At 57.8% G+C, this 16,214-nt stretch carries 14 protein-coding genes and 1 tRNA gene; 8 read left to right on the top strand and 7 right to left on the bottom strand.

Translation table 11 applies throughout. The annotated features are described in order from the left end of the window. Positions 1-52: 52 nt before the first annotated feature. Positions 53-985 (bottom strand): 50S ribosomal protein L3 N(5)-glutamine methyltransferase, encoded by a 933-nt coding sequence (prmB, locus tag ET34_RS0106505; RefSeq protein WP_031520503.1) that lies wholly within the window; start codon positions 983-985, stop codon positions 53-55. Positions 986-1,153: 168 nt separating this feature from the next. Here prmB and smrB point away from each other — a divergent pair, with 168 nt between their 5' ends. Next, positions 1,154-1,705, top strand: coding sequence for an endonuclease SmrB (smrB, locus tag ET34_RS0106500; RefSeq protein WP_031520501.1), 552 nt, complete (start codon positions 1,154-1,156; stop codon positions 1,703-1,705). Positions 1,706-1,827: 122 nt separating this feature from the next. On the opposite strand, the gene sixA is transcribed toward smrB, so the two are convergent. From sixA to ET34_RS0106480, 4 genes are all read right to left on the bottom strand, one after another. Beyond that, the gene (gene sixA / locus ET34_RS0106495) at positions 1,828-2,316 is read right to left on the bottom strand and encodes a phosphohistidine phosphatase SixA (RefSeq protein WP_031520500.1); all 489 of its coding nucleotides are present in this window, start codon (positions 2,314-2,316) and stop codon (positions 1,828-1,830) included. A gap of 227 nt (positions 2,317-2,543) precedes the next feature. Continuing rightward, on the bottom strand, positions 2,544-4,676 hold the full coding sequence (gene fadJ, locus ET34_RS0106490; RefSeq protein ID WP_031520498.1) for a fatty acid oxidation complex subunit alpha FadJ: 2,133 nt from the start codon (positions 4,674-4,676) through the stop codon (positions 2,544-2,546). Then, a complete protein-coding gene (fadI, locus tag ET34_RS0106485; protein WP_031520496.1) occupies positions 4,676-5,986 on the bottom strand; it encodes an acetyl-CoA C-acyltransferase FadI in 1,311 nt (436 codons plus the stop codon). The genes fadJ and fadI overlap by 1 nt, the downstream gene beginning before the upstream one ends. Positions 5,987-6,132: 146 nt before the next feature. Next, the gene (locus ET34_RS0106480; RefSeq protein ID WP_031520495.1) at positions 6,133-6,417 is read right to left on the bottom strand and encodes a YfcZ/YiiS family protein; all 285 of its coding nucleotides are present in this window, start codon (positions 6,415-6,417) and stop codon (positions 6,133-6,135) included. A 367-nt stretch (positions 6,418-6,784) separates the two neighbouring features. Here ET34_RS0106480 and fadL point away from each other — a divergent pair, with 367 nt between their 5' ends. Continuing rightward, positions 6,785-8,104, top strand: coding sequence for a long-chain fatty acid transporter FadL (gene fadL, locus ET34_RS0106475; RefSeq protein WP_031520493.1), 1,320 nt, complete (start codon positions 6,785-6,787; stop codon positions 8,102-8,104). 190 nt (positions 8,105-8,294) lie between these two features. Here fadL and mlaA read toward each other — a convergent pair whose 3' ends face one another. Continuing rightward, the gene (gene mlaA / locus ET34_RS0106470) at positions 8,295-9,047 is read right to left on the bottom strand and encodes a phospholipid-binding lipoprotein MlaA (protein ID WP_031520491.1); all 753 of its coding nucleotides are present in this window, start codon (positions 9,045-9,047) and stop codon (positions 8,295-8,297) included. A 459-nt stretch (positions 9,048-9,506) separates the two neighbouring features. On the opposite strand from mlaA, the gene ET34_RS0106465 reads away from it, so the two are divergent. The 4 genes from ET34_RS0106465 to ypdK all read left to right on the top strand — a co-directional run bounded on the left by ET34_RS0106465 (position 9,507) and on the right by ypdK (position 12,103). Continuing rightward, positions 9,507-10,448: a formate/nitrite transporter family protein gene (locus ET34_RS0106465; protein ID WP_031520489.1), complete on the top strand. Its 942-nt coding sequence runs from the start codon at positions 9,507-9,509 to the stop codon at positions 10,446-10,448. 87 nt (positions 10,449-10,535) lie between these two features. After that, positions 10,536-10,607: transfer RNA gene (locus tag ET34_RS0106460), tRNA-Arg, on the top strand. A gap of 142 nt (positions 10,608-10,749) precedes the next feature. Beyond that, positions 10,750-11,718 (top strand): magnesium/cobalt transporter CorA, encoded by a 969-nt coding sequence (gene corA, locus ET34_RS0106455; RefSeq protein ID WP_031520487.1) that lies wholly within the window; start codon positions 10,750-10,752, stop codon positions 11,716-11,718. A 286-nt stretch (positions 11,719-12,004) separates the two neighbouring features. Continuing rightward, the gene (ypdK, locus tag ET34_RS23180; RefSeq protein ID WP_201770424.1) at positions 12,005-12,103 is read left to right on the top strand and encodes a membrane protein YpdK; all 99 of its coding nucleotides are present in this window, start codon (positions 12,005-12,007) and stop codon (positions 12,101-12,103) included. A gap of 38 nt (positions 12,104-12,141) precedes the next feature. On the opposite strand, the gene alaC is transcribed toward ypdK, so the two are convergent. Beyond that, complete coding sequence (alaC, locus tag ET34_RS0106450) at positions 12,142-13,380, bottom strand: alanine transaminase (protein ID WP_031520485.1); 1,239 nt, start codon at positions 13,378-13,380, stop codon at positions 12,142-12,144. A 388-nt stretch (positions 13,381-13,768) separates the two neighbouring features. Between alaC and ET34_RS0106445 the strand changes: the two genes are divergently transcribed. Continuing rightward, complete coding sequence (locus tag ET34_RS0106445; protein WP_051640489.1) at positions 13,769-15,481, top strand: sensor histidine kinase; 1,713 nt, start codon at positions 13,769-13,771, stop codon at positions 15,479-15,481. After that, entirely contained in the window at positions 15,478-16,206 is a 729-nt protein-coding gene (locus ET34_RS0106440; RefSeq protein ID WP_031520482.1) for a LytR/AlgR family response regulator transcription factor, read from the top strand. The genes ET34_RS0106445 and ET34_RS0106440 overlap by 4 nt, the downstream gene beginning before the upstream one ends. The last annotated feature ends 8 nt before the right edge of the window (positions 16,207-16,214 follow it).

Here is a 16,214-nt window from a genome sequence, read left to right as displayed (position 1 = left end):
TTGTGTTTTCAAGGAGTAGTGAAGCGGGCCGCAGCCCGCCGGAGTTATTATTTTAATCTTTGTAGATGCTGAAGTGCTCGCGCGCGGCGATGAGCTGGTCGCGGGTCAGCATGAAGACGCCGTCGCCACCGTTGTCAAACTCAAGCCAGGTGAACGGCACATCCGGGTACTGCTCCATCATGTGTACCATGCTGTTGCCCACTTCGCACACCAGGATACCGTTTTCGGTCAGGTAGTCCGGGGCGCAGGCGAGAATGCGACGCGCCAGCTTGAGACCATCGCTGCCCGCTGCCAGGCCCAGCTCCGGCTCGTGGCGGTACTCGCCCGGCAGATCGGACATATCATCCGCATCCACATACGGCGGATTGGTGACGATGATGTCGTACTGTACTTTCGGCAGGTCGCGGAACAGATCGGAGCGGATCGGCGTCACGTGATTCAGCAGGCCGTGCTCTTCGATGTTGTGCTCGGTCACCGCCAGCGCATCGGCAGAGATATCCACCGCGTCCACTTCCGCATCCGGGAAGGCGTAAGCACAGGCGATAGCAATGCAGCCGCTGCCGGTACACATGTCGAGGATGTGCTGCGGCTGATGGTCGATAAGTCCGGCGAAGTGGTTGTTAATCAGCTCGCCAATCGGCGAACGTGGCACCAGCACGCGCTCATCGACGTAGAATTCGTGGCCGCAGAACCAGGCTTTATTGGTGAGATAGGCCACCGGAATGCGCTCGTTAACGCGGCGAATCACGCGCTCAACGATGCGGTGACGCTCGCTGGAGGTCAGACGCGCATTGCGCATCTCTTCAGGAATATCCAGCGGCAGCCAGAGCGAAGGTAGTACCAGCTGGACCGCCTCGTCCCACGGGTTATCGGTGCCGTGACCATACCAGATACCGGCGGCGCTAAAGCGGCTCACCGCCCAACGCAGCATATCCTGAATGGTGTGCAGCTCATTGACTGCTTCATCGACGAAAATTTTATCCACTGGCCCTCCCCAGGCACGCTCCGCTTTTACTCGGCGGGTAGTTTGCCATGAAGACAGCGATAAATCAGCATTCACGGCGGCGCGCGGCGGCGAAAAGGCGCGTTTTATTTAGCGCCGCGCCCATCGTCAGGTAAACTGCCCGCATTAGCCTGACAGGAAATCGAAAAGATGAAGAAAAAACCATCGCTGAACGAGGAGGATCAGGCGCTGTTCCGCGAGCTGATGCGCGACACGCGGAAGATCACCCACGACACCATCGTTCACCGTCCGGCACGTAAGAAACTGTCCCAGGTGCCGGAAAAACGTCTGATACAAGAGCAGGCCGACGCCAGCCACTATTTCTCCGATGAGTTTCAGCCGCTGCTCAATAACGAGGGGCCAACGCGCTACGTGCGTGACGACGTCAGCCACTTCGAGCTGAAGAAGCTGCGACGCGGCGACTATTCGCCGGAGCTGTTTTTAGATCTGCACGGCTTAACCCAGATGCAGGCCAAGCAGGAGCTGGGGGCGCTGATTGCCGCCTGTCGCCGCGAGCATGTGTTTTGCGCCTGTGTGATGCACGGGCACGGCAAACACATCCTCAAGCAGCAAACCCCGCTCTGGCTGGCGCAGCATCCGCACGTGATGGCATTCCATCAGGCGCCGAAAGAGTACGGCGGCGATGCAGCGGTGCTGGTGCTGATTGAAGTGGAAGAGTGGCAGCCGCCAGTGCTGCCGTAACAAGGGCGCTGCTGATAAAAGGTGGGTGCGCTGCGCTTACCCATCCTGGTCGTTGCGCGCCGCGCCAGAAACGACAAGAGCCGCATCAGCGGCTCTTGTTAGCAGGGAACAGGCACCACGACTTACATCGCTTTCGCCATTTTTAAATTGCACGGACTCATCTGCCAGTTAAATACACCGCACGGGTTGTGCGCATCCAGCGTCACATTTGCGATTGCCGAGGTGGTAAACATCGGCGGGGCTTCCCCCGGGCAGAGCTCTGAGACCAGATACCCCACCAGCGGCAGGTGAGAAATCACCAGCGCGGACTTCACGCCTTCGTCTGCCAGCATGTGCAGGTAAGCACCTACTTGCGTGACATCTCCACAGGGAGTCAGCTCCGGCAGAACGTCAGAGGTTGCCGGCAGGTTCATCACCTCGCTGACCACACCCAGCGTCTGTTCGGCGCGCAGGAAAGGACTCACCAGAACGCGTTCGATATCCACCTTCTGACCTTTTAACCAGGTCGCCATCTGACGGGATTCATCGCACCCACAGTGAGTGAGAGGACGAACCGCATCGCTGGCGGCATCGAGTGCTGCGTCGCCGTGACGCATAATAAAAACTTGCATATTGCACCGCTTTTGTTGACCAGAATCGCCGCGTTCACCGGCACAAAGGGACATTTTTTGTGCGGGAAAGCTGGCGGTCGGGCATTGTGCCTTATCCATACTTCAAATGGAACGCTGTTTTTTACCTCAATGCTGTAAGTATAGTCAATTAGCGTTTACAAATTGACCAGCCAGCGGTTCCGTTCTCAATACTGGAATAACCCTTGTCGGACCACCGTCGACGTGACTTACGCCGTGCGGGGCCAGAAACTGTGCTGCTCCCGGGCCATGCGCAACAATGCCTCGCAGGGGGTAAAACGCTCCCCGTGCGTGGTTGCCAGACGTTGCAGAATGGCGACAACCTCACCCGCGCCGAGACTATCCATATAGCGGAACGGGCCGCCCAAAAACGGCGGAAAACCGATGCCGAACACCGCGCCGATATCGCCATCGCGCGCTGAGCGGATCACGCCTTCATCAAGGCAGCGCGCCGCTTCATTGAGCATCATCATCACGCAGCGCTGGGCGATAGCCTCCGGCGCAAGGTGCTGCCCCGGCGTTACGCCAATCAGCGGATAGATGGCAGGGTCGACCTGCTTCTTGCTTGTACGCCCTTTAGCGGGGTAAAGATAGAAGCCACGCCCGTTTTTTCTGCCTTTGCGATCGTCCTTAAGTATTGCCGCGACCGCGGCATCCGGTGCGCTGAAGCGGCTACCATACGCCTGCTCCAGCACGGGAATGATTTTGGTGCCGACATCAATGCCGACTTCGTCGAGCAGCTGAATCGGCCCAACCGGAAAACCAAATTTCACCAGCGCCCGGTCAATCGCCTCAACGCGCTCGCCTTCCATCAGGCAACGCATCGCTTCATTGATATACGGCGCCAGGATACGGTTAACGTAGAAGCCCGGCACGTCGCCGACAACAATGGGCGTTTTACCCTGCTTCTTCGCCAGCGCGACGGTGGTCGCCACCGTTTCCGGCGATGTCTGCGCATGGGGGATCACTTCCACCAGCGGCATCTTATCCACCGGGCTGAAGTAGTGTAATCCCACCACCTGCTCCGGGCGTAGTGCCCCGGCGGCGATATCTGCGATAGGCAGCGAAGAGGTATTGGAGGCGAAAATAGTGTGCGGCGCCGCGTGCTGCTCCACCTCGCTGACCATCTGCTGTTTCAGAGCCAGATCCTCAAATACCGCTTCGATCACCACATCGCGCTGGCGAAAGCCGCTGTAGTCGGTGGTGCCGGAAATACGCGCCAGCTGGCTGGCCCGCTCCTGAGGTTTGATATGGCGGCGACGCACTTTTTTATCAAGCAGATCCCAGCTGTACTTCAGCGCATGGTTGATACCCTTCTCGCTGATGTCCCTGATGCGCACCGGCAGATTGCCTTTTACCGCCGTGACATAAGCAATGCCGCCGCCCATCAGGCCGCCGCCAAGCACACCGATCTCATGAAGCGGTGCAGGAGCGGCGCTGCTGCCGCTCTCCTTTTTCATTTCGGTGGTCGCAAAGAAGATGTTACGCAGCGCGGCTGACTGCGGTGTCATGGCCAGTTCACCAAAGGCACGCGCCTCGGCGGCCAGTCCACTCTGCATTCCCTGGGTCAGCCCAACGCGCACCACCTCAAGAATACGCATCGCCGCCGGGTAGTTACCCTGCGTTTTCGCTAGCGTCTTTTTCTCAGCCATTGAAAACAGCACCGTGCGGCCCAGCGGCCCGGCGAGCACGCGTTCGCGCACCGGCAGCCGACGGCTTCCCGGCTTGCCCTGTTTCGCCAGCGCCACCGCAGCCTCCAGCAATATCGACGGCGGTACCACATCATCCACCAGCCCCGCCTTCAGCGCCTGACGCGGCCGCAGGCTTTTGGCCGTCAGCATCATCTCCAGCGCGGTGCTGATACCAATCAGGCGCGGCAGTCGCTGGGTGCCGCCCGAGCCGGGCAGCAGGCCGAGCTGCACTTCCGGCAGGCCAAGCTGGGTGCGCTTATCGTCGGTACAGATACGGCGATGACAGGCCAGCGCCAGCTCCAGCCCGCCGCCGAGGCAGGCACCGTGAATGGCTGCCACCACCGGTATGGTCAGGGCGCGGATGTCGCCCATAATCTGCTGCCCCTGGCGCGCCAGGGCTTCCGCTTCCTGCGCGCTGCGGCAGTCGGCGATCATGTTGATGTCGGCCCCGGCGATAAAGCTGTCGGGCTTACCGGAAATAAACACCACTCCTTCCAGCTGCTTGTGCGCGAGGATCTGCTTCAGAATAGCGCGAACTTCACCGGCGAACGCCGCTTTCAGGGTGTTCATCTTCTCCCCCGGCACATCGATCGTCACGACGGCGATATTGTCCGGGCGAACCGTTAACGAAAATGCGGTTAGCTGTTCCATTATTCCACCTCCAGAACCATAGCCGCGCCCAGACCACCCGCCGCACAGGCGGTGACCAGACCGAAGCCGCCGCCGCGGCGTTTCAGCTCGTGCAGCGTCTGGGTGATCATGCGCGCGCCGGTGGCGGCAAACGGATGACCGTAAGCAATCGAGCCACCCGAGACGTTAAACATGCTGTCATCCACCTCACCGGTGGCCCGGGATCGCCCCAGCACCTCGCGGGCAAAGCGATCGCTTGCCAGCATTTTCAGGTTCGACAGGGTCTGGGCGGCAAAGGCTTCATGCATATCGAACAGCGTCAGGTCACCCAGCGTTAACCCGGCACGATCCAGCGCCAGCGGCGTCGCCCAGGCCGGTCCCAGCAGCATATCCTGCCAGACATCAACCGCAGTAAAGGCATAGCTGCGCAGATAGCCCAGCGGCGTCAGGCCCAGTTCGCGGGCGCGGGATTCCGTCATCAGGATCACCGCCGCCGCGCCGTCGGTCAGCGGCGTGCTGTTTGCGGCGGTAACGGTGCCATGCTTGCGGTCAAACGCCGGGCGCAGCTTTGCGTAATCCGCCAGGCTGGCAGATTCGCGAATATTGTTGTCCTGGCTGAGCGGCTCGCGGTACGGCGGAACGTAAGCGGTCATCATCTCCTGCGCCAGTTTACCTTCGCGCCAGGCCTGGGCTGCAAGCTGATGGGAGCGGTGCGCCAGCGCGTCCTGGGCTTCGCGGGAAATGCCGTGGCTTTTCGCCATCTGTTCCGCGGTGTCGCCCATGCGCAGCGCGGTGGAATACTCCGCTACCGCCGGGGGCACCGGCAGCAGATCTTTCAGCCGCAGCCGCGAGAACAGCTTCAGGCGCTGCCCCAGGGTGCGCGCCTTATTGGCATCCACCAGCGTGCGTGCGAGGGTTTTACTGACGCCAATGGGTAATACCGAGGAGGAGTCCGCGCCGCCGGCGATCCCGGCACGGATGGTACCCGCCATCAGGCTTTCCGCTACGTTGGCGACCGCCTGAAAGCTGGTGGCGCAGGCGCGGCTTACGCTGTAGGCGTCGGTATGCACATTCATACCGGTGCCAAGCACGATCTCACGGGCGATATTGGGTGCTTCGGGCATCTGCACCACCTGGCCAAATACCAGCTGTTCGATAACCTCGGGCGGGATCTCGCTGCGGGCCAGCAGTTCGCCAACCACCATTTTTCCGAGATCGACGGCGGGAACGCCGTGAAATGCCGTCGCCTGACGGGCAAAAGGCGTGCGTAAACCACTGACAATGGCAATGCGGCCGCCCTCACGGGCAACCAGCGGAAGTGCCTGACTCATAACGCTCCCCTGTAAAATTTTGTATGTAAAAAAGTGGTCTGACCTGATAACAGTTTTAACCAGATTTTTACATCCAGCCAATCGGGGAAGCGGAAAAGTGAGAGGGATAACACAGTTGCGCCCCGGTTATCGGGGCGCGGGAGGGATTAACGCAGACCGAGCTGGAAGATCATGGTTTCTGCCTGACAGGCAAAGACAAAATCGATATCCATCTGCACGCCGCCATCAACCTCGCTGAAACGCGGGGTAATCTGGCACGGCTCGGATTCCACTTCACGCGCTTTGGCGCTCAGGGCGTCCAGCGTGGCTTCTGCATCGGCGCGGTTGCTGAAGACGCGGCTGTACGAGGCGGTGCAGTCGGTGTTATCCATGATGGTGCCGACATCAATACAGCAGCAAACCGGGGTTTCATCAGCGCTGTTTTTGCTCATCGTGATTTCCTCTGAATAGTGCACCGGAGTGCGTAAATAAACTGTCGGTTATTTTACGCGCCGCCACAAAGCCACTCCAGCCGAGAATTGCCAAACCCGGATTAAGTGACAGATATCACAGTTAAAAATGATCCAGCGCAAAATTAACCAGGTGGGATGAAACAAAGCGGTGGTTATTTTGCCAGCGGGATCTCGTTTATAAGATCACAATTGAAAAAACTTATAAACATACTTGCAACATCCCGTCTGGTCGGACCTATACTCACGCCACTGGTCTGATTTCTCTGCTGTAGCTCAGACCCTACACTCTCGCGCTCCTGTTACGTCACGTAACATTTAAATAAAAATAATGTATGAGGTCATGGTCATGAGCCAGAAAACCCGGTTTGTGAAATCTGTACTCGCAGTCGCAGTGGCAATCGTCTCTACTAACGCCTGGTCAGCAGGTTTCCAGCTAAACGAATTTTCTTCCTCGGGCCTTGGCCGTGCCTATTCCGGGGAAGGCGCCATTGCCGACGATGCCGGCAACGTCAGCCGCAACCCAGCACTGATCACCATGTTCGATCGCCCGACCTTTTCCGGCGGTGCGGTATTCGTTGATCCCGATGTGAATATTTCCGGTACTTCTCCTTCAGGCCGCAGCACCGACGCCGATAATATTGCGCCGACCGCCTGGGTACCGAACCTGCATTTCGTTGCACCTATTAATGAACAGTTTGGCTGGGGCGCGTCAGTTACCTCTAACTACGGCCTCGCCACCGAGTTTAATAACAGCTACACCGCAGGCTCCGTTGCCGGTAAAACCGATCTGACGACCGTTAACCTCAACCTGAGCGGTGCTTACCGTCTGGATAACCACTGGAGCTTCGGTCTGGGCTTTGATGCGGTCTATGCACGGGCGAAGATCGAGCGTTACGCCGGTGACCTGGGGCCATTACTGGCTGCAAGTAATCCATCCCTGGGACCATTGGCACCGACCGTGGCAGGGATCCCGGCAGATACCCAGATTACTCACCTGAAAGGTGATGAATGGGGCTTCGGCTGGAACGCCGGTATTTTGTACGAGCTGGATAAAGATAACCGCTACGGCCTGACCTACCGCTCAGAAGTGAAAATCGATTTCGATGGCGATTACAAGAGCAGCCTGCCGGCCGCGTTTAACCCTATCCTGGCAGGATATAATCTCTACGGGACCAGTGGCGCAACCATTCCGGGTTCTCTGACCCTGAACCTGCCGGAAATGTGGGAGATCTCAGGTTATAACCGCGTTGCACCGCAGTGGGCGGTTCACTACAGCCTGACCTACACCAGCTGGAGCCAGTTCCAGGAGCTGAAAGCGAAAGGCAGCGATGGTCAGACCCTGTTCCAGAAAGAAGAAGGCTTCCGCGACGCGTACCGTATCGCGCTGGGTACCACCTACTATATGGATGATAACTGGACCTTCCGCACCGGTATCGCCTTCGATGACAGCCCGGTTCCGGCTGACAAACGCTCCATCTCCATCCCGGATCAGGACCGTCTGTGGCTGAGCGCCGGTACCACCTATGCCTTCAATGAAGATGCATCGGTAGACCTGGGCGTGTCTTACATGCACGGCCAGAAAGTGACCATCGAAGAGGGTCCGTATACCTTCAAGTCTGAAGGTAAAGCCTGGCTGTACGGCGCGAACTTTAACTATGCGTTCTGATAAACGCCGCGCATAAAAAAAGGTGAGCTTCGGCTCACCTTTTTTATTGGCATGGCATCGCGCCCGCCAGTTATTCCGAATCGATATCTTTTGAGCTTCGTAGGGCGGGTAAGCCTGCGCACCCGCCACCGCAACGTTACTCAAGGTGGGTGCGCTTCGCTTACCCACCCTACATACCAATAAACGCCGGTTATTCCGAATCGATATCTTTTAAGTCACCCTCAATCGCCTGGGCGTTGGGGTTTTCATTCGGCTGTAGCTTCCCGCCGTTAGCGATAAAGTCGTGGCGCTGGAAATAGGCCTCACGCACCAGGATGTACGGATCGGAGGACTGACGCAGCAGACCGTCGGAATCCAGCAGCTGAGCGCGGGTTTCCAGCCCTTCGACCGTCCATTTCCCCACCGACAGCGGCCAGGTCAGCCAGGAGAGCACCGGATAGAGCGTGTCAGCCATATCACCGCCGTCTTCACGCAGCGTAAAGCTGCCATAGAACGGAAGCTGCACGTAAGGACCGTAGCCAACATCATAATGCCCGAGCGTGCTGCCGAAACGGTGCGGCTCAACGCGCTGCAGTTTCGGGTTCGCCATGCCGGCGACGTCAATAAAGCCGCCCATGCCCAGCAGGGTATTCAGGAAGAAGCGGGTGAAGTGCACCATCCCCTGATACGGGTCGCCGCGCAGGAAGTAGTTCACCATCGACGCTGGCTCTTCAAGGTTGCTGGTGAAGTTGCTCAGGCCGTTACGCGCCGGCTGCGGCACGTAATCGCGCCAGGCCACCGCGACGGGGCGCACCACGTAGGGATCAAGCACGTCATAGTTGAAGCTGTACATGGTACGGTTGAACCCTTCAAACGGGTCGGAACGTCCCTGATCATCTGGTGAACTGGCGCAGCCAATAAGCGCTGTGCAGGCCAGCGCAAGCCCGGTCAGGCGAAAATTCATAGCAGTCTCCCTGTAAATGATAACTGTCGCTTCAGGTTCAGGCAGGATGCCCTTTCGCCTGACAAACCAGGCGCATGACCCATGCGGATAATGCCGGTGCGCTACAGGCGCATAAACCTTCAGCACAAGCGATGGCGGAATAACCCGCAGGTGCCCTGGTGCCAGCCGTGACGGGACGCCTCTTGTATCTGATTAATGAGTAAGGTGTTTCCGCCGCTGGCGAGACGTGATTTTAACAGCCAGCGCACGATTGTCTATGCTGCGTCGTCGCGCTACGCCTCCCGCGCGGATGGGGTACGCCGTGCGCGAGTCTGTATTGAGCATAGCCGCAGTTTGCCCCTGTGCCGTCAAAGCTTGTCATAACGTAAGGAAATTTGTCTGAATCCTTCCGCAATTCCATACCTTATGGCCCTGACGCGCTACGCTTATTTCGGAGCAATTCGATAACCGGGGAAGATCATGGACAAACTCGATAACGACAAAATTGATAAAACGAGCGACGAACTGGAAGTAGAAAGCCAGGAGAACGAGAGCGGCGAAGAGATTGAGGTGGACGAGGAGCGCCTGCCTTCCAGGGCAATGGCGATCCACGAACACATCCGTCAGGACGGGGAAAAAGAGATGGAGCGCGACGCGATGGCGCTGCTCTGGTCGGCCATCGCCGCCGGGCTGTCGATGGGCGCGTCGCTGCTGGCAAAAGGGATTTTCCACGTCAACCTCGAAGGCGTGCCGGGCGGATTCCTGATTGAGAACCTCGGTTACACCTTCGGATTTATCATCGTCATTATGGCGCGCCAGCAGCTGTTCACCGAGAACACCGTTACCGCCGTGCTGCCGGTGATGCAGAACCCGACCGGGGCCAACATGCTGCTGCTGGGTCGCCTGTGGGGCGTGGTGCTGCTGGGTAACCTGATTGGTACTGCGGTCGCCGCCTGGGCATTTGAGTACATGCCGATATTTGACGAAGCGACGCGGGATGCGTTTGTGAAAATCGGTATGGACGTGATGGAGAACTCGCCGCTGGAGATGTTCTCTAACGCCATCATCTCCGGGTGGATTATCGCCACGATGGTATGGATGTTCCCGTCCGCCGGCGCGGCCAAAATCTGGGTAATCATCCTGATGACCTGGCTTATCGCCCTGGCCGACACCACCCATATCGTGGTGGGCGCGGTGGAGATCTTCTACCTGGTGTTCAACGGCAACCTGCACTGGAGCGAGTTTATCTGGCCGTTCGCCCTGCCGACGCTGGCCGGTAACATCTGCGGCGGCACCTTTATATTCGCCCTGCTGAGCCACGCGCAGATCAGAAACGACATGATCAACAAGCGCAAAGCCGAAGCCAAAGCGAAAGAAAAAGAAGCGCGTGAAGCCCGCAAGAAAGCGGAAAGCGCAGAGTAAGCCATTGCCAGGGATGGCGACAGAATGAGCAAACGGCCGCGTTACGCTTAACGCGTGATGAAAAAAAGGTATACTAGCGGCCGCGTTGTCCCCTTAGTTAAATGGATATAACGAGCCCCTCCTAAGGGCTAGTTGCAGGTTCGATTCCTGCAGGGGACATATTCCAGCGCCTCTTCTCCTCTTCCTCTTTTTTCCACTGATTCTTCCGCCGCACGGAATCCCCCGAATTCCCCCGCTGCACCCTCACACGCCAGCAAAGCGCGTTATAGTTAACGTTAAACGAGACAGCAGGGAGCGACACATGATTATTAACAGTCGGGTTTATCGTCCAGGGCAAGCGGCGCGCACGATTGATATCGACGATATCAGCGACGCGGTTCAGGAGCCGGATGCGTTTATCTGGCTGGGGCTGTGGCAGCCGGATGAGCCGTTTATGCAGACCATTCAGCATGAGTTCGGGCTGCACGAGCTGGCCATTGAAGATGCGCTGACCGCCCATCAGCGGCCCAAAATCGAGCAGTACGGCGACTCGATCTTTATCGTGGTGAAAACCGCGTGCCGGGACGAAAATAACAATATCGAATTTGGCGAAACCCACCTGTTCGTCGGTAAAAACTTTCTGATAAGCGTGCGCCACGGTGCTTCCGAGAGCTATGCGCCGCTGCGTACCCGCGTTGAGGAGCGTCCGGAGATGCTGGAGCACGGGCCGGGGTATGCGCTTTACTGCCTGCTCGATTTTATCGTCGATAACTATCTGGAAATCACCTCATCACTGACCACCCGCATCAACGAGCTGGAGGGCAATATGTTCTGCAGCGAGTTCGATCGCCAGGAGGTGCAGAACGTCTATATGCTACGCCGTCATCTGCTGGCGATCCGCAACGCGGCGCTGCCGGTGGATGAGATCTGTAACCAGTTGATTCGCCTGCATGAGGACATCATCCCCAAAGCGCTGCGCCCTTATCTGCGCGACGTGCAGGATCACGCCCACCATGTGGTGATGGATACCGAGGACATGCGCGAGATGCTCACCAGCGCGATGCACGTTAACCTGGCGCTGGTGACGGTGCAGCAGAACGAAGTGGTGAAAAAGCTGGCGGGCTGGGGGGCGATTCTGGTGGTGCCGACGGTGGTGTTCAGCATGTACGGCATGAACTTTGAGCATATGCCGGAGCTGGATTCACTTTACGGCTATCCGCTGGCGATGGGCGGGACCGTGGCGGTGTGCTGGCTGCTCTACTGGAAGCTGAAGCGCTCGGGCTGGCTGTAGTCATAAAGCCTGCGGTTTCATGCACGCATGGCTGGCGCTAAGTCTTTTATTTTTAGCAAAAAATTACGCCCGGCGCGCAACGGTTACCGGGCGAAAACTATTTTTATTTGCCCGCCCCTGCCACCGCTTGTTTAGCCCGAAATAAAGGATTACAGTAGCGCCCGCAGGCTACCCAAGTAGCCGAGAATTTCAGGTGCAGCGGCAGGCTGACCGGGGGATTTATCCCAAAGTGGTACAGCGGTGGCTCCACCTCTCTATACTAGAACCTTGCGTGAATGATTTGTGCATGTTTATGCATGCGGAGCGATGTAACGTGAAATATTTCTTTATGGGCGTATCGGTAATCGTCTTACTTTGGGCCGGTACTTTCGCCCTCATGATCTGAGCAGCGCCATTGAAAAAGGAGCCTTTCGGCTCCTTTTTTTATTCTGCGCTTTCGGTCTGCGCTTTGCTCTCTTTCGGCAGCAGGCCGTCGGCCCGGAACATTGCTTTAATGCCTCTCACCGCCTGGCGAATACGGTCGCGGTTCTCAATCAGCGCGAAGCGCACGTGAGTGTCGCCATAATCCCCGAAACCAATCCCCGGTGAGACGCAGACTTTCGCGTCCTGCAGCAGCTTTTTCGCGAACTCCAGCGAGCCCATCGCAGCATACTGCTCCGGAATTTTTGCCCAGACATACATCGAGGCTTTCGGGCACTCTACCATCCAGCCCGCTTCGTGCAGCCCTTTGACCAGCACGTCGCGGCGGCGTTTGTACTGCTCAGCGATGTCGCGGACGCACTGCTGGTCCCCTTCCAGCGCGGCGATGGCCGCCACCTGCAGCGGGGTGAAGGTGCCGTAATCGTGATAGCTCTTGATCCGCGCCAGCGCGCTCACCAGTTGCTGGTTGCCGACCATGAAACCAATGCGCCAGCCCGCCATGTTGTAGCTCTTGGAGAGAGTGAAGAACTCCACCGCCACGTCGCGCGCGCCCGGCACCTGCATGATGGACGGGGCTTTCCAGCCGTCATACACGATATCAGCGTAAGCGAGATCGTGAACCACCAGCACGTCGTAGCGTTTCGCCAGCGCCACCACTTTCTCGAAGAACTCCAGCTCCACGCACTGCGCGGTCGGATTCGACGGGAAGCCGAGGATCATCATTTTCGGCTTGGGATAGCTCTCGCGGATGGCGCGCTCCAGCTCGTTAAAGAAATCGACTCCTTCCACCAGCGGTACGGAGCGCACCTGGGCGCCGGCAATCACGGCACCGTAGATGTGAATCGGGTAGCTGGGATTGGGCACCAGCACGGTATCACCGTGGTCTAGCGTCGCCAGCATCAGGTGCGCCAGCCCCTCTTTGGAGCCGATGGTGACAATGGCTTCGCTTTCCGGGTCGATATCCACCTGATAACGATCCTGATACCAGCGCGAAATGGCGCGGCGCAGACGCGGAATGCCGCGCGAGGTGGAGTAGCCGTGGGTGTCCGGGCGCTGAGCCACGGTGCAGAGTTTTTCCACGATGTGCGGCGGAGTCGCGCCATCGGGGTTACCCATGCTGAAATCGATAATGTCTTCGCCACGCCGACGCGCAGCCATTTTCAGTTCAGCAGTGATATTGAATACATACGGGGGAAGACGATCGATACGCGAAAAACGACGAACAGGACTGGAATCAGCCATGGTTTCCTCTCAGATGACGTAAGCGCCCGGACCGTCCGAGCGACGCTGCCACAAACGTGGCCTGTAGAGAAAATAGCCTGAAAAATTTTATGCTGTCGAGAGGGAAAGCAAAAAATAATTTTCTGGCGCGTAAAGGGGAAGTCCATTTCGGCAAAATAAAAAAGCGGAAATCCCTGCGCGCGGCCAGTAACCCTGCGGCAACATACAGGTTACCCGCCTCTTATTACGATCCGCGTCATCTGCCCGCTGCCAGGCTCGCATTGTTACAAACCATAAAACCCCTTTTATAAAAAAGGTTTTCCGGATATCGCCTGCTGCACGCACAGCGCTGGTCATTCCGCGTCAGGTTTTCTATGATGCCTCTTTTACTGCCTGCCGTGGATAACCCGTGCACGATATCTTTAACATGCTGCTGGCGGTGTTCGATCGCGCCGCGCTGATGCTCATCTGCCTGTTCTTTCTGATCCGAATCCGCCTGTTCCGCGAGCTGCTGCATAAGAATGCCCATACGCCGAAAGAGCTGCTGGCGGTCACGGCAATCTTCTCAATGTTTGCCCTGTTCAGCACCTGGTCAGGGGTGCACGTCGAAGGATCGCTGGTTAATGTGCGTATTATCGCGGTGATGGCCGGGGGCATTCTGTTTGGCCCGTGGGTCGGTGCCATTACCGGCGTGATCGCCGGGGTTCACCGCTATCTCATCGATATTGGCGGCATTACTTCCATACCTTGTCTTATCACCAGCATCACTGCCGGATTTATCGCCGGCTGGATCCACGTTAAAGTGCCGAAAGCGCAGCGCTGGCGCGCCGGCATCCTCGGCGGGATGCTGTGCGAAACCCTGACCATGATCCTGGTGGTGCTCTGGGCACCTTCTGTTTCGCTGGGGCTGGATATCGTGTCGAAGATCGGTATTCCGATGATCCTCGGCACCGTTTCTATCGGCTTTATCGTGCTGCTGGTGCAGAGCGTAGAGGGCGAAAAAGAGGCCATCGCCGCGCGGCAGGCGAAGCTGGCGCTGGATATCGCTAACAAGACGCTGCCGCTGTTTCGCAAAGTGAACGGCGAGTCGCTGCGCCAGGTGTGCGAGATCATTCGCCGGGATATCAATGCCGATGCGGCGGCGATTACCAACAACGAGCGCGTGCTGGCCTACGTCGGCGTGGGGGAAGAGAACTACCGCCGGGGCAATGACTCGCTGAGCCCGACCACCTGGCAGGCGATCCGCTACGGCAAAATCATTATCAAAAACAATGATGAAGCGCACCGCACCCCGGAAATTCACTCGATGATCGTGATCCCGCTGTGGGAAAAAGGGGAAGTAACCGGCACGCTGAAGATCTACTACTGCCACGCGCACCAGATCACCTCGTCGCTGCAGGAGATGGCGGTTGGCCTGTCGCAGATTATCTCCACCCAGCTGGAAGTCTCCCGCGCCGAGCAGCTGCGCGAGATGGCGAATAAAGCGGAGCTGCGCGCGCTGCAGAGCAAAATCAATCCGCACTTCCTGTTTAACGCCCTGAACGCGATCTCCTCTTCAATACGGCTCAATCCGGACACCGCACGCCAGCTGATTTTTAATCTCTCGCGCTACCTGCGCTATAACCTTGAATTAAAAGATGACGAGCAGATCGACATCAAGCGCGAGCTGTATCAGATCAAGGATTACATCGCCATTGAGCAGGCGCGCTTCGGCGATAAGCTGACGGTGATCTACGATATTGACGAAGAGGTGAACTGCGTGGTGCCGAGCCTGCTGATCCAGCCGCTGGTAGAGAACGCCATTGTGCACGGCATTCAGCCGCGTAAAGGCAAAGGCGTGGTAACCATCAGCATCGCCGAGGCCGGAAACCGGGTGCGCATTGCGGTGCGCGATACCGGACACGGCATCGACCAGCAGGTGATTGACCGCGTAGAGGCGAACGAGATGCCGGGCAACAAGATTGGCCTGTTGAATGTGCATCACCGGGTGAAACTGCTCTATGGCGAAGGGCTGCATATCCGTCGTCTCGATCCCGGCACCGAAATTGCGTTTTACGTCCCGAACACCGCCCCGTCGCAGCAGATGGCCGCCGCGGCGCCCTGGCCTGAGGAGAAAGGATGAAAGTTATCATCGTCGAGGATGAGGTGCTGGCCCAGCAGGAGCTGAGCTGGCTGATAAAAACCCACAGTCAGATGGAGATCGTCGGCACCTTTGAGGACGGGCTGGACGTGCTGAAGTTTTTGCAGCACAACAAGGTGGACGCCATTTTTCTCGACATCAACATTCCTTCGCTCGACGGCGTACTGCTGGCGCAAAATATCAGCCAGTTCGCGCATAAGCCGTTTATCGTGTTTATCACCGCCTGGAAAGAACATGCGGTAGAAGCCTTCGAGCTGGAGGCGTTTGATTACATCCTTAAGCCGTATCAGGAGTCGCGCATCATCACCATGTTGCAGAAGCTGGAAGCCGCTGCTCAGCAGCAACAGCCGCAGGCCGCAGCGCCCGCCAGCCGGGAAAGCGCGACCATTAACCTGATCAAAGATGAGCGCATCATCGTTACCGACATCAACGACATTTACTACGCCGAAGCGCACGAGAAGATGACGTTTGTTTATACGCGCAAAGAGGCTTACGTGATGCCGATGAACATCACCGAATTTTGCAGCCGCCTGCCGGAGGCGCACTTCTTCCGCTGCCACCGCTCGTATTGCGTTAACCTGAGCAAAATCCGTGAAATTGAACCCTGGTTTAACAACACCTACATTCTGCGCCTGCGGGATCTCGATTTTCAGGTGCCAGTGAGCCGCAGCAAGGTGAAGGAGTTCCGCCAGCTGATGCGCCTGTAGCGCGACAT

Origin of the sequence: Siccibacter colletis (assembly GCF_000696575.1) — a bacterium.
Classification (GTDB): Bacteria; Pseudomonadota; Gammaproteobacteria; order Enterobacterales; family Enterobacteriaceae; genus Siccibacter; species Siccibacter colletis.
This window is presented reverse-complemented; position numbering and strand designations above follow the sequence as displayed.